Origin of the sequence: Pseudomonas japonica (assembly GCF_900188455.1) — a bacterium.
Taxonomy (GTDB): Bacteria; Pseudomonadota; Gammaproteobacteria; order Pseudomonadales; family Pseudomonadaceae; genus Aquipseudomonas; species Aquipseudomonas japonica.
In genome coordinates, this window is sequence record NZ_FZOL01000011.1 from 183,659 (window position 1) to 196,010 (window position 12,352).

The following is a 12,352-nucleotide window of genomic DNA, read 5'->3' on the forward strand; positions in this document are numbered from 1 at the left end:
ACGTGACACCACGACCGGCGGCGCAGGCGGTCAAGGCCCTCAAGGTGCTGACCATCAACACCCACAAGGGCTTCACCGCGCTGAACCGCCGTTTCATCCTGCCGGAGCTGCGCGAAGCGGTGCGCAGCACCGCCGCCGACCTGGTGTTTCTCCAGGAAGTCCTCGGCAGCCACGAGCGCCACGCGGCCCGGCACCTCGACTGGCCGCAGGTGTCGCAGTACGAATTCCTCGCCGACAGCATGTGGACCGACTTCGCCTACGGGCGCAATGCGGTCTACCCCGAAGGCGACCATGGCAATGCCCTGCTCTCGCGCTACCCCATCGCGCAATACCGCAACCTCGACGTGTCGATCACCGGTCCCGAGCGCCGCGGCCTGCTGCACTGCGTGCTGGAGGTACCGGGGCAGAGCGAGGTACATGCCATCTGCGTGCACCTGTCCCTGCTGGAAAGCCATCGCCAGCGCCAGCTCGGCCTGCTGCGGCGCCTGCTCGACAGCCTGCCGAGCCACGCCCCGGTGATCATCGCCGGCGACTTCAACGACTGGAAGCTGCGCGGCAACCGCCTGCTGCATCAGCACCCCGATCTGCACGAAGCCTTCGAGCGCCACCATGGCCTGCTCGCGCGCACCTATCCGGCCCGTCTGCCGCTGCTGCGCCTGGACCGCGTGTACCTGCGCAATGCCCGCAGCCATGCGCCGCGCATCCTCGGCAGCAAGCCGTGGACACACCTCTCCGATCATCTGCCGCTGGCGGTGGAAGTGCATCTGTAGCAATGATTCGAAATAGCGCTGACGGGTTAAATCGCCAGTCCCTCTATGACTTAAGGATTCATGTGGTTTTTCAGTGAGTTGCCTGCCAAGACGAATCCATCACAGACCTATCACACAATCTTGACGCCCCCCTTCCGATCTCCTTGACTTCACCGTAGCGACACCCGTTCAGCACTCAATCCGAGCGTCTAGCTCGCGCGTTTTCGCGCGGGACGGGGTTCGCTTGCTGGTTTGGGTCGCCCCTCCTCGAGCCGTGACATCAGGCCAGAACCCTGGCTGTTTCATTGAGGAGATCCGCCATGAAAAAACCGTCGAACCCTTCGGGCTTTGAGTCGTTTTTCTTCGCGGTTTCCACGTCGCTGCTCCTGGCAACCCCGGTGGAATCGCAAGCACTCGATCTCGACGATCAAGACCCGTTTCCGGCGTTAGCTGTGCCGACCCTTACCCTGCAACCCGCAAGCATCAGCGGCCTCGGCCGCGAGACCCTCGGCGCCTTCTCCGAGCAACGCGCGCAGCGTGACCTGCTGCCCGAGCCGGACCTGCTGCAGAGCCAGTGGGCGCAGTTCTTCCCCAGCGCGGCGCGGCCGGCGGCGGCGGTGCACCTGGAGGCGCCGGGCAACGACCTGCGCATGAGTCCGGACCTGTTCGTCCGCGAGACGGCGGGGGGCAGTGTGCATCGGGCGGGGATCTTCGTCGGGCACAGCGATCTGCAGAGTGGTTTCGACGGCAAGCGGCCGCAGCTCGGCGAGAAGAGCAACAACGTGCGCCTGCAGGGCGAAAGCGTCGGCATGTACTGGAGCATGCGTCATGAACAGGGTTGGCACGTGGACGCGGTGGCCATGGGCACGCGCTTCGACGCCAGCGGGCGCAATGACGCGGGCGAGCGGATCGACGGCGACGGGCATGCGCTGACCTTCTCGGTGGAGGGTGGTTTTCCCATCGGTCTGGGCAAGAACTGGGTGATCGAGCCGCAGGCGCAGTTGGTCAACCAGCAGTACTTCGCCGCCAGCCAGGCCCAGGCCGAGGCCCTGCAGGCCTACGATGGCCAGCCGAGCTGGAGTGGTCGGGTCGGGGCGAAACTGTCCGGGCACTATGTGGTGAGCGGCATGCCCATCGAGCCCTATGTGCGGACCAACGTCTGGTACGACTTCTCCAACGCCGACACGGTGAGCCTGGACAAGGTCGACAAGATCAGCAGCGGGCGCAACGCCGCCACCGTGGAACTGGGCCTGGGCCTGGTGGCGCGGGTCACGCCGAAGGTGGCGCTGTTCGTCAGCGCCGATTACAGCAGCGATGTGGATGACAATGATCTGAACGGGTTGATCGGCAATCTTGGGGTCAGGGTGAGGTGGTAAGCAAAATGCGCATTACTCCGTAGGAGCTGGCTTGCCTGCGAAAGGACCGCGTAGCGGTCCCAGACCCTACCGCCATCGGGGACCGCTGTGCGGTCCTTTCGCGGTGGTTAGTCACACGACAAGCCTCGCCCCTACGGACATGTTCAAGCCCTCCGAATGACGACGCGTCGGAAAGACAAAGACCTTTCCACCCAATCATCCAGACAAATCCTACATACCTCACCCACTATCCCGCCCATCCTCTGGCCGCTCGGCCTGCATGCCTTCAGAACACAGGAAGGTCATCGCAGGCCATCACCCGTCTTCGAGTACGACTCGATTACCCAGCCGAGAGGAAGTGCATTGATGGATGGATTTTTCATACGTCGAGGCGACAAGACCAGTTGCGGTGGCGTGGTCACCGGATCCGACAGCCTGATCACGATGATGGGCATCCAGCATGCCCGCGAGGGCGACAGCGTCACCTGTGGGGTCACGGGCCTGACCTATCGGATCCAGGGTGGCGTGTCCTATATCACCAGTTCCGAAATCCCGGTTGCAGGCACCCTGGACAGCGTCAGTGGATGCCCGTGCAAGGCCAGCCTGTATCACTCCTGGACCCACTCCACCTATGTGAAGCAAGTGCCGCGCAGCACGGCAATGCCTGCATCGGTACGATCAACCCCCCTGCCCACTCCTCGTCAACCCGCAAGCGCTGCTCCCAGCGCCACCCGGGCTGCGCTTGATCCGGTCGCGGCCACACCGGAGTTCGAAGGCTGCAGCGGCTGCTTCCAGCTCGTCAACCAACGCTACATGCCGTGTGGATTGCACACCTATCTCCTGCTGCTGGACGGCGAGCGGATCGGCGAAAACCACCTCAACGAGGAAGGCTTCAGCAACATCGGCACCAGCCCCGATCCCATCAGCGCGCAAGTCGCCACCTCCGCGCCCTCGCCAGTTCTGGAGTAACTGCCCCATGTCCTTGAAAGATTTCCAACAAACCACCGCGCTGGGGCCCGATGCCCTGTTTCTGCTGGAAGGCGCCACGTTCGATACCTCGCCTGGCGGGCAGCACAGGCCGAAGCAGATCGTGATCAATGCGCTGCCGTTGACCAAGCTGCCGGTGGCGATGCGGAGGATGGGGTGGCATACGTCGGCGGCGTTGATGCAGCGGTGGTTTGATAGTCCGGGGTGGGAAATGCCGGAGTCGTGGAAATCAGACTATGGTCAACCGTCGCCGATGGTGCTGGCACAAGCGCAGTGCGACGAAAATCTCGTAAAGATGAGCTGGGCGATGGGCTTTGAACGGTGCCAAATAGCGGTCAGTAAAGCTGAATTGGCTCTCACTACACCAAACGCTATCGTCCGACTGAAGACCCTGCTGCAGAAAGTCGGCTGGAAGAATAGCGGCACGGTGAAGTTGGGATGCCCAACATTTTCCGCGCGGGAGATAGACGCTTCGTCCCAAATCAACTTCGTGACACTTGGCACCAACACCGACACGCTCGACGATATGTATGGAGCTCTGGGCATAGCAACGCTAAAAATTGGTGTCGCAGGAACTACGTTCAGCAAGATTGCACCAGACACCCAGAAACTACGAAATTACTTTCAGGTCGAGCATATCGGCTTTTACATTCGAGACCACTATGATTTCAATGGCCCCCAATTTTTAGGAATCTGGACAGAAAATCGCGTTCTATCAAAAAAGGAAATGCTTCGATCGTCCCTTCCAAGCGGACAATCGATCTACAAGTGGGCAACCGACGAATTCGCGCTCATTCAGAATAGTGATTTCAGAAATTACAGAGAACAAGTTGGAATGGGTGGCGACTACGTTCTCTACTCTGATGTACTCTGGAAGAAAGTTGACAAGATCATTGATCTGGGTGAAGCGCCTTGAAACCGTTCTCGAAGTTTTTGTTTCTGGGGATCGGCGCAATACTCGGGCTTTGGCTCGCTTCCGAATGGTGGGAAAAGGGCCTCGCTTCTCCGATGGACCAATCCGTAACAAGCCCGAATGGTTGCTCTACTATCCGGGTTTTCAAGCCGTTTTGGTTATTACCTGACATACTGCACCGTGAGTTCCCGCCCAACGAAGATGGTGCTGTACGATGGTTTCCCGCATGGGAGTCCCCCGGTTTCTTTCGCTTATATGACAACCACAACGGCCAACTTATTGGCGAGACCGTCATTTACGATCTCGCGTTTTCAGGAGGCGGTTTGGACTGGAACCGCGGCGGAGGTGTTTGGGTTGGAATGACTTATGTAGGCCCAAGCATCCAAGACTGTATCGGTGCCAAGCCCGACCTGGGTCCAAGATCTTGAGGGCTCGCCTGGTTCTTCTTGCGACATCACTTATCTCAGGAGGGCTCTGGCTATCCTCAGAATGGTGGGAAACAGGGCTCGCAGCCCCACTCAGCGATCCTGTAATCAGCCCCAACGGATGCTACCGTCTGCAAAGCTTCAAACCGTTCTGGGTACTACCCGATACTCTCCACAGAAAAGCGGATCCTAACGAAGACATCAGTCCAAAATGGCTTCCTTGGTGGGAATACCCTGGATTTTACCGACTGTACGACCATCGTAGCGGGAAGCTTCTGGGGGAAAGCAGGATCTACGACTTGGAACAAGCCAGCGGCCCGATTAACTGGGGGGTTAGCGGAAATGTATACGCAGGCATGATTTATGTAGGCCCAAATGCTTCGGACTGTATTTTCGATAAACCGGCTCCAGTTAGAAACTGAGCTGTAAAAATGCCCTATTCAACATTCAGGACAGCACGAGAGCAATTGATTGGGCCTAGTGACGCGGGTCAGGGTGAGGTGGTAAGCACAATGCGCATTGCCCCGTAGGAGCTGGCTTGTCGGTGTGCCGAACCACTGCGAAAGGACCGCGCAGCGGTCCCAGACCCTACCACCATCGGGGACCGCTTTGCGGTCCTTTCGCGGGCAAGCCTCGCTCCTACGGGGTAGCGGTGGTTTCCTGCCGCACCGCCAGCACATTGCACGGCAGATGCTGCAGCACATGCTCGGTGGTGCTGCCCAGCAAGCCCTGCGCGCCCTTGCGCTGGCTGCTGCCCATGACGATCACATCCGCCCGGTGATGCGCCGCGTACTCGGCAATGGCATGGCTGGCCGGCCCGCTGACGAAATGCCGGTGCGCCTCCGGCACCCCGTGAGCATCGGCCAGGTGCTCGAAGGCCAGTTGCGCCGAGCGCCGCACTTCGCTGTTGAAACCAGGCATGGTCACCGCCCCGGCACCGAAGTCGGCGATACGGGTCTGCGCCACATCCCAGGCGTGCAGCAGATGCAAATCGGCGTCGCACTGGATGGCCATGGCGTTGGCCTCGCGGATCACCCGCTCGTTGAGCCCGGTGTGCTGGCTGTCCGGATGCAGGGTGTCCACCGCGGCGATGATCACCCGCGGCAGCGGGCAGCGCACCTCGCTGACCAGGTGCAGCGGCGCCGCGCAGTCGCGCAGCAACTGCCAGTCCGGCGGCGTGAGGAAAACCCGGCGCAACGCCGATTCATGGTGGACATCCTTGATCACCAGGTCCGGCTCCATCTCCTCGACGTGTTCGAGCATGTCCTTCATCACCTGCCGGCTGAGCTGCACTTCGCAGGTCACTTCCAGGCCGTCACGACGCAGTTGCGCGGCTTCGTCGCGCAGCCAGGTCCAGGCTTCCTGTTCCATCGACTGGCGCAACGCCGTGCCCGAGGCCATGCGCCCCAGCAGGTCGCCTTCCTCGATGAACACCGCCAGGTGCAAGGCCGCATCGGTGGCCTTGGCGATCGCCACGGCGCGCTCCAGCGCCGCGGTGTGCCGCAGGCTGGGCGAAGCGATCATGAAAAGTCGTTGATACTGGCGCATGAGACACCTCCAACAGGTGGTCCGCTCGGCCCCCTCCCTGGGAGATCAACGCGCCCGACCAGGACGGCCAAGGCGGCGCCGCCAGCGACGGATGCGCTGGCGGCGTATTCAGTATAAGCCGCGCTTCACAGACAGGTGGCCAGGGCGGCCATACGGCGCTGGGCCAATGGCCCCTTGGCCTTGGCGTAGAACTTCACTTGGCTGCCGGCACCGGCGGCGGCGATGTCGGCGAAGAACTCGGCACCACGGGTGGAAACCACGATCAGGTCGCGTTCCCGCTCCAGATAACCACTGGCATCGACGCCGAACACAGCCTCGTCCTGCCAGCTGAACTGCACGCACTCGGCGACCTTCAGTGCTTCTTTGGTCGAATTGAAAATCCTCTCCGGTTGGCCAGACCGCGCCTCGTTGATCACCGACGAGGCACAGCCCGCCAGCAGCATCGCGGCGATGATCGCCAGTCCTGTACGCATGTTTCACCTCGTCGAGCGCAAAAAAGGAGGCGACTTTAGCACCGCCGGCCCCGTCGCCGAAAACCCTGTTTTCCGTGTGCCAATAGACGCCATCGATCACGCCATCAAGAAGGTCGATTAGTCACACAAAAAACATGGACATAAACTGCGCGCGACTACGCCCGCAAGCCGCCGGCAGAGTGCGCTACCGCGTAGTCCCTGCATGCTTTGGCCTGAACACCATTGACCGATCCTGACGCTTTCACCGGCGGGCCCCCTTGCGCCCGGCCGGCGCCCGGGCTCGGCCACGAGAAGGAGATGATCATGGGACTGGGTAGACGACAGTTCTTCAAACTGTGCACCGTGGGCGCCGCCACCGCGACCTGCGCCACCCTGGGCTTCGCCCCCGGCATGGCCCAGGCCACCCAGTCGCGCCAGTACAAGCTGCTGCGGGCCAGGGAGACCCGCAACAACTGCACCTACTGCTCGGTGGGCTGCGGCCTGCTGATGTACAGCCTCGGCGACGGGGCGAAGAACGCCAAGGCGCGAATCTTCCATATCGAAGGCGACCCGGATCATCCGGTCAGCCGCGGCTCGCTGTGCCCGAAAGGCGCCGGCCTGGTCGACTACATCCACAGCGAGCAGCGCCTGCTGTTCCCCGAATACCGCGCGCCGGGCTCGGACAAGTGGCAGCGGGTCAACTGGGACTACGCCATCGAGCGCATCGCCCGGCTGCTGAAGGACGACCGCGACGCCAACTTCATCGAGAAGAACGCCAAGGGCACCACGGTCAACCGCTGGCTCAGCACCGGCATGCTCTGCTCCTCGGCGGCCAGCAGCGAGACCGGCTCGCTGGACCAGCGCTTCACCCGCGCCCTGGGCATCCTCGGCACCGACAGCCAGGCACGGGTCTGCCACGCCCCCACGGTATCGGCCCTGGCGCCGACCTTCGGCCGCGGCGCGATGACCAACAACTGGGTCGACATCAAGAACGCCAACGTCGTCCTGATCATGGGCGGCAACCCCGCCGAGGCACACCCGGTGGGCTTCAAGTGGGTGATCGAGGCGAAGATCCGCAACGGCGCCAAGGTCATCGTCGTCGACCCGCGCTTCAACCGCAGCGCCGCGGTGGCGGATATCTACGCGCCGATCCGCGCCGGCTCCGACGTGACCTTCCTGATGGGCATGGTCAACTGGCTGATCAACCATGACAAAGTCCAGCACGAATACGTGCGCGCCTACACCAACGCCAGCCTGATCGTGCGCGAGGACTACCACTTCGACGAAGGCCTGTTCAGCGGCTACGACGCCAGCAAGCGCAGCTACGACCGCAGCTCGTGGAACTACGAGCTGGACGAGAACGGCCACGCCAGACGCGACCTGAGCCTGAGCCACCCGCGCTGCGTGTGGAACCTGCTCAAGGCCCACGTCGCGCGCTACACCCCGGAGATGGTCAGCAGCGTCTGCGGCACGTCACAGGAAGACTTCCTGCAGATCTGCGCGATCCTCGGCGAGACCAGCGCCCCGGACAAGACCGCGACCTTCCTCTACGCCCTCGGCTGGACCCACCACACCAACGGCGCGCAGATGATCCGCGGTTCGGGGATGATCCAGCTGCTGCTGGGCAACATCGGCATGGCCGGCGGTGGGGTCAACGCCCTGCGCGGCCACTCCAACATCCAGGGCTACACCGACCTCGGCCTGCTCTCCCTGCGCCTGCCGGGCTACATGAACCTGCCGTCCGACGCGCAGACCGATCTGGCCACCTACCTCAAGCAGACCACCCCGGGCGCGCTGTTGCCGGAGCAGGTCAACTACTACAAGAACACGCCGAAGTTCTTCGTCAGCCTGATGAAGAGCTTCTGGGGCGACAAGGCCACGAAAGACAACGACTGGGGCTTCGACTGGCTGCCGAAGTGGGACGACAGCTACGACGTCATCAACTTCACCAACCGCATGTACGAAGGCAAGGTCAACGGCTACATCGCCCAGGGCTTCAACCCGGTGGCGGCCTTCCCGGACAAGAACAAGGCCCAGGAAGCCCTGGCCAGGCTCAAGTTCCTGGTGATCATCGACCCGCTGGCCACCGAGACCTCCAGCTTCTGGAAGAACCACGGCGAAGAGCACAACGTCGACACCGCGGCGATCCAGACCGAAGTGTTCCGCCTGCCCTCCTCCTGCTTCGCCGAGGAAGACGGCTCCATCGTCAACTCCTCGCGCTGGCTGCAATGGCACTGGGCCGGGGCGGCGCCGCCCGGCGAGGCCTGGCACGACGGCAAGATCCTCGGCCACCTGTTCATGAAGATCCGCGAGCTGTATGAAAAGGAAGGCGGCGCCAACCCCGCGCCGATCCTCAACATGGCCTGGGACTACGCCGACCCGCTGGATCCCAAGCCCGAGGAAGTGGCCAAGGAGTCCAACGGCCGCGCCCTCGCCGACCTGCACGACGACCAGGGCAACCTGATCCTGCGCAAGGGCCAGTTGCTCAATGACTTCGGCCAGCTGCGCGACGACGGCAGCACGGTGTGCTTCAACTGGATCTTCGCCGGCTCCTGGACCGAACAGGGCAACCAGATGGCCCGTCGCGACAACAGCGACGTGGGCCTCGGCAACACGCCGGGCTGGGCCTGGGCCTGGCCGCAGAACCGCCGCGTCCTGTACAACCGCGCCTCGGCCGACCCGGCCGGCCGGCCATGGGACCCGAAACGCCAGCTGATCGCCTGGGACGGCGCGCGCTGGAGCGGCGTCGACGTGCCGGACTTCGCCCCGACCATCGCCCCGGGCAGCGCCACCTGCCCGTTCATCATGCTGCCGGAAGGCGTCGGCCGCCTGTTCTCGGTGGGCGCGCTCAACGACGGGCCGTTCCCCGAGCACTACGAACCGACGGAAAGCCCGCTGGCGAGCAATCCGCTGCACCCGGCCGTGACCTACAGCCCCACCGCGCGGGTGTACGAGCATGACCGCTCGCGCATGGGCAAGCGCGACGAGTTCCCGTATGTCGCCACCACCTACTCGATCACCGAGCTGTTCCGCCACTGGACCAAACATTCGCGGCTCAACGCGATCATCCAGCCCGAGCAGTTCGTCGAGATCGGCGAAAAGCTCGCGGCGGATAAGGGCATCCAGCATGGCGACCGGGTCAAGGTCAGCACCAAGCGCGGCTATATCAAGGCCAAGGCCGTGGTGACCAAGCGCATCCAGCGCCTGACCATCGACGGCCAGCCGGTCGACACCATCGGCATCCCCTGCCACTGGGGCTACGAGGGCGCGACACGCAAGGGTTTCCTGGCCAACACCCTGACCCCGGGGGTCGGCGATTCCAATACCCACACGCCGGAATACAAGGCGTTTCTCGTCAACGTGGAAAAGGTCTGAGGGCTAACGCATGTCATACCAGTCCCAGGACATCATCAAGCGCTCGGCCACCAGCAGCCTGACCCCGCCGCCCCAGGCGCGCAGCCATCAGGCCGAGGTGGCCAAGCTGATCGACGTGAGCATCTGCATCGGCTGCAAGGCCTGCCAGGTGGCGTGCAACGAATGGAACGACCTGCGCGACGAGGTCGGTCACAACGTCGGCGTCTACGACAACCCCGCCGACCTGACGGCGGACACCTGGACGCTGATGCGCTTCGACGAAGTGGAAAACGAGAGCGGCCGTCTCGAATGGCTGATCCGCAAGGACGGCTGCATGCACTGCGCCGACCCCGGCTGCCTCAAGGCCTGCCCGCAGCCGGGGGCGATCATCCAGTACGCCAACGGCATCGTCGATTTCCAGTCCGAGCACTGCATCGGCTGCGGCTACTGCATCGCCGGTTGCCCGTTCGACGTACCGCGGATCAGCCAGAAAGACAACAAGGCGTACAAATGTACTCTTTGCGTCGATCGCGTCTCCGTCGGCCAGGAGCCGGCCTGCGTCAAGACCTGCCCCACCGGCGCGATCAACTTCGGCGGCAAGGCCGACATGCGGCAGTTGGCCGCCGAGCGCGTGCATGAGCTCAAGGGCCGCGGCTTCGCCGGCGCCGGCCTGTACGACCCGCAGGGCGTCGGTGGCACCCATGTGATGTACGTGCTGCAGCACGCCGACAAACCGCACCTGTACCACAAGCTGCCCACGGATCCGCGCATCAGCGCCGCGGTGCAGGGCTGGAAAGGCTGGCTCAAGCCCGCCGCGGCGGTGGCCTTCTTCGCCACCCTCGCCGGCACCGTGTTCCACTACGTCGGCGTTGGCCCCAACGAAGTGGACGAGGACGAGAAACACGACGAGGAGACCCCGGCATGAACAAGGACAAGATGATCCTGCGCACGCGCTTCATCGAGCGCGCCAGCCACTGGCTGATGGTGATCTGCTTCTTCAGCGTCGCGCTGTCCGGCCTGTCGTGGTTCTTCCCCTCGCTCAACGGCCTCAACGCGGTGTTCGGCACCCCGCAGATGGCGCGCATCCTCCATCCGTTCTTCGGTGTGGTGGTGTTCCTGCTGCTGGTGTTCCTGTTCATCCGCTTCGTGCGCTACAACCTGCCGGAGGCGGAGGATCGCCTATGGTTCCGCAACCTGCCCCAAGTGCTGGCCGGCAAGCATGAGCCGGCGCTGCGGATCGGCAAGTACAACGCCGGGCAGAAGGTGCTGTTCTGGGGAATCATGGGCTTGATCAGCGTGCTGCTGGTCAGCGGCGTGGTGATCTGGCGGCCGTACTTCGCCCCGCTGTTCGCCATCCCGACGATCCGTATCGGCCTGCTGGTGCATGCCCTGGCCGGGATCGGTCTGATCCTGCTGGTGATCGGGCATGCGTACCTGGCGTTCTGGGTGAAGGGTTCGATTCGCGGCATGGTCACCGGGTACGTCTCGCATCGCTGGGCGAAGACCCACCATGACCGCTGGTACCGGCAGATCAGCAGCAAACAGAGCAGGAAAGCCGAATGAACAGTATCCGCATGACACCCCTGGAAGGCGGCCAGGCGGCGGTGGGCGAGATCGTCCCGGTGCTGCTGCCGTCCCGCGCGGGTGATTACCTGAAACGCGCCGCGCGCTTGAGGGTGCTGGCGGTCGGGCATCCGATGACGGATTACCTGGATTTCGTCGCCGGCCTGGTGGAAAGCCAGCAACACCTGCTGCAGCGCCTGCCGTTGCCCTCGGCCCTGCTCGAAACCTTGCCGGCGCTGCTCGATGGCAGCGGCGCGCCGCTGGATTGCCGGCGGCACGTGCGGCACGGCCATTGGCTGGCCTTGCTGCGCGGGCTGGGCGAGCACATCGAACACCCGGTGCTGGAGGACCTGCTGGGCGAAGACGACGAGCGCCTGGAGGCCCAGGCCGACGCCCTGCTGCGCGGTGATTTCCATCAGGTGCACAGTGCGGAGGCGCTGTTTCTCTGGGCTGCGTTGTCGCTGTACTTCCGTCAGCTGGCGGCGCACCTGCCGGCCACCGGCAAGGCCCATGGCGAGGGTCGCCAGCACTGCCCGGTGTGCGCCAGCACGCCGGTGGCCAGCAGCATTCTCACGGGCGCCCAGGCCGGGCTGCGCTACCTGCACTGCGGGTTGTGCGAGAGCCGCTGGCATATGGTCCGGCTCAAGTGCAGCAACTGCGAGGCGACCGGGGCGCTGGACTATTGGTCGCTGGGTGCGCCGCGGGTGGCGGTCAAGGCGGAGAGCTGCGGGGAGTGCGAGAGTTATCTGAAGGTGTTCTATCCGGAGCATGACCGCGATCTGGAGGTGCTGGCGGATGACCTGGCGACGCTGGGGCTGGATGCCGAGGTGGAGCGGGAGGGGTTTGGGCGCAGTGGGGTCAGTCCGTTTCTGTTTCCAGGCTGAGCACCAACCTTGCGGCTGCCCCAGGTCCCTGTGGGAGCAACTGTCTTCGAGGACTTTTTTGAAAACGATTCCTCTAGACATAGCTTCGCCAGCAACACAGCTTTTCGGTGTTGCTGGCGAAA

At 63.4% G+C, this 12,352-nt stretch carries 11 protein-coding genes; 9 read left to right on the plus strand and 2 right to left on the minus strand.

Annotation, left to right across the window (positions count from 1 at the left end; translation table 11 throughout):
- Positions 1-2: 2 nt before the first annotated feature.
- The 5 genes from CHB99_RS15550 to CHB99_RS30105 all read left to right on the plus strand — a co-directional run bounded on the left by CHB99_RS15550 (position 3) and on the right by CHB99_RS30105 (position 4,851).
- Positions 3-770 carry an endonuclease/exonuclease/phosphatase family protein gene (locus tag CHB99_RS15550; protein ID WP_377696962.1) on the plus strand — a complete coding sequence of 256 codons (768 nt, stop codon included), beginning with the start codon at positions 3-5 and terminating at the stop codon, positions 768-770.
- A gap of 299 nt (positions 771-1,069) precedes the next feature.
- Positions 1,070-2,125 (plus strand): autotransporter domain-containing protein, encoded by a 1,056-nt coding sequence (locus CHB99_RS15555; protein WP_042128425.1) that lies wholly within the window; start codon positions 1,070-1,072, stop codon positions 2,123-2,125.
- A gap of 345 nt (positions 2,126-2,470) precedes the next feature.
- Positions 2,471-3,073, plus strand: a complete 603-nt coding sequence (locus CHB99_RS15560; protein ID WP_052419523.1) for a PAAR domain-containing protein — start codon at positions 2,471-2,473, stop codon at positions 3,071-3,073.
- 7 nt (positions 3,074-3,080) lie between these two features.
- A complete protein-coding gene (locus CHB99_RS15565) occupies positions 3,081-4,007 on the plus strand; it encodes a DUF6402 family protein (protein ID WP_042128427.1) in 927 nt (308 codons plus the stop codon).
- Between the two features lie 418 nt (positions 4,008-4,425).
- Entirely contained in the window at positions 4,426-4,851 is a 426-nt protein-coding gene (locus tag CHB99_RS30105) for a hypothetical protein (RefSeq protein WP_084702896.1), read from the plus strand.
- Between the two features lie 217 nt (positions 4,852-5,068).
- Here the strand turns inward: CHB99_RS30105 and CHB99_RS15580 are convergent, their stop codons facing one another.
- Both CHB99_RS15580 and CHB99_RS15585 read right to left on the minus strand, forming a co-directional pair.
- Positions 5,069-5,977 carry a universal stress protein gene (locus CHB99_RS15580; protein WP_042128429.1) on the minus strand — a complete coding sequence of 303 codons (909 nt, stop codon included), beginning with the start codon at positions 5,975-5,977 and terminating at the stop codon, positions 5,069-5,071.
- Positions 5,978-6,102: 125 nt separating this feature from the next.
- Positions 6,103-6,450 carry a hypothetical protein gene (locus CHB99_RS15585; RefSeq protein ID WP_042128431.1) on the minus strand — a complete coding sequence of 116 codons (348 nt, stop codon included), beginning with the start codon at positions 6,448-6,450 and terminating at the stop codon, positions 6,103-6,105.
- 303 nt (positions 6,451-6,753) lie between these two features.
- Between CHB99_RS15585 and fdnG the strand changes: the two genes are divergently transcribed.
- Genes fdnG through fdhE form a run of 4 tightly spaced genes read left to right on the plus strand, consistent with a single transcriptional unit; the run spans position 6,754 to position 12,230 of the window.
- Positions 6,754-9,804 (plus strand): formate dehydrogenase-N subunit alpha, encoded by a 3,051-nt coding sequence (gene fdnG / locus CHB99_RS15590; protein ID WP_084702894.1) that lies wholly within the window; start codon positions 6,754-6,756, stop codon positions 9,802-9,804.
- A gap of 10 nt (positions 9,805-9,814) precedes the next feature.
- The gene (gene fdxH / locus CHB99_RS15595; protein WP_042128433.1) at positions 9,815-10,708 is read left to right on the plus strand and encodes a formate dehydrogenase subunit beta; all 894 of its coding nucleotides are present in this window, start codon (positions 9,815-9,817) and stop codon (positions 10,706-10,708) included.
- The gene (locus tag CHB99_RS15600; protein WP_042128435.1) at positions 10,705-11,346 is read left to right on the plus strand and encodes a formate dehydrogenase subunit gamma; all 642 of its coding nucleotides are present in this window, start codon (positions 10,705-10,707) and stop codon (positions 11,344-11,346) included. Before fdxH ends, CHB99_RS15600 begins: the two co-directional genes overlap by 4 nt.
- The gene (gene fdhE / locus CHB99_RS15605; RefSeq protein ID WP_042128437.1) at positions 11,343-12,230 is read left to right on the plus strand and encodes a formate dehydrogenase accessory protein FdhE; all 888 of its coding nucleotides are present in this window, start codon (positions 11,343-11,345) and stop codon (positions 12,228-12,230) included. Before CHB99_RS15600 ends, fdhE begins: the two co-directional genes overlap by 4 nt.
- The last annotated feature ends 122 nt before the right edge of the window (positions 12,231-12,352 follow it).

Coding starts and splice junctions, on each gene's coding strand:
- fdhE (WP_042128437.1), top strand. CDS start 11,343: ATGAACAGTATCCGCATGACACCCCTGGAAGGCGGCCAGGCGGCGGTG.
- CHB99_RS15580 (WP_042128429.1), bottom strand. CDS start 5,977: ATGCGCCAGTATCAACGACTTTTCATGATCGCTTCGCCCAGCCTGCGG.
- CHB99_RS15600 (WP_042128435.1), top strand. CDS start 10,705: ATGAACAAGGACAAGATGATCCTGCGCACGCGCTTCATCGAGCGCGCC.
- fdxH (WP_042128433.1), top strand. CDS start 9,815: ATGTCATACCAGTCCCAGGACATCATCAAGCGCTCGGCCACCAGCAGC.
- CHB99_RS15560 (WP_052419523.1), top strand. CDS start 2,471: ATGGATGGATTTTTCATACGTCGAGGCGACAAGACCAGTTGCGGTGGC.
- fdnG (WP_084702894.1), top strand. CDS start 6,754: ATGGGACTGGGTAGACGACAGTTCTTCAAACTGTGCACCGTGGGCGCC.
- CHB99_RS15565 (WP_042128427.1), top strand. CDS start 3,081: ATGTCCTTGAAAGATTTCCAACAAACCACCGCGCTGGGGCCCGATGCC.
- CHB99_RS15555 (WP_042128425.1), top strand. CDS start 1,070: ATGAAAAAACCGTCGAACCCTTCGGGCTTTGAGTCGTTTTTCTTCGCG.
- CHB99_RS15585 (WP_042128431.1), bottom strand. CDS start 6,450: ATGCGTACAGGACTGGCGATCATCGCCGCGATGCTGCTGGCGGGCTGT.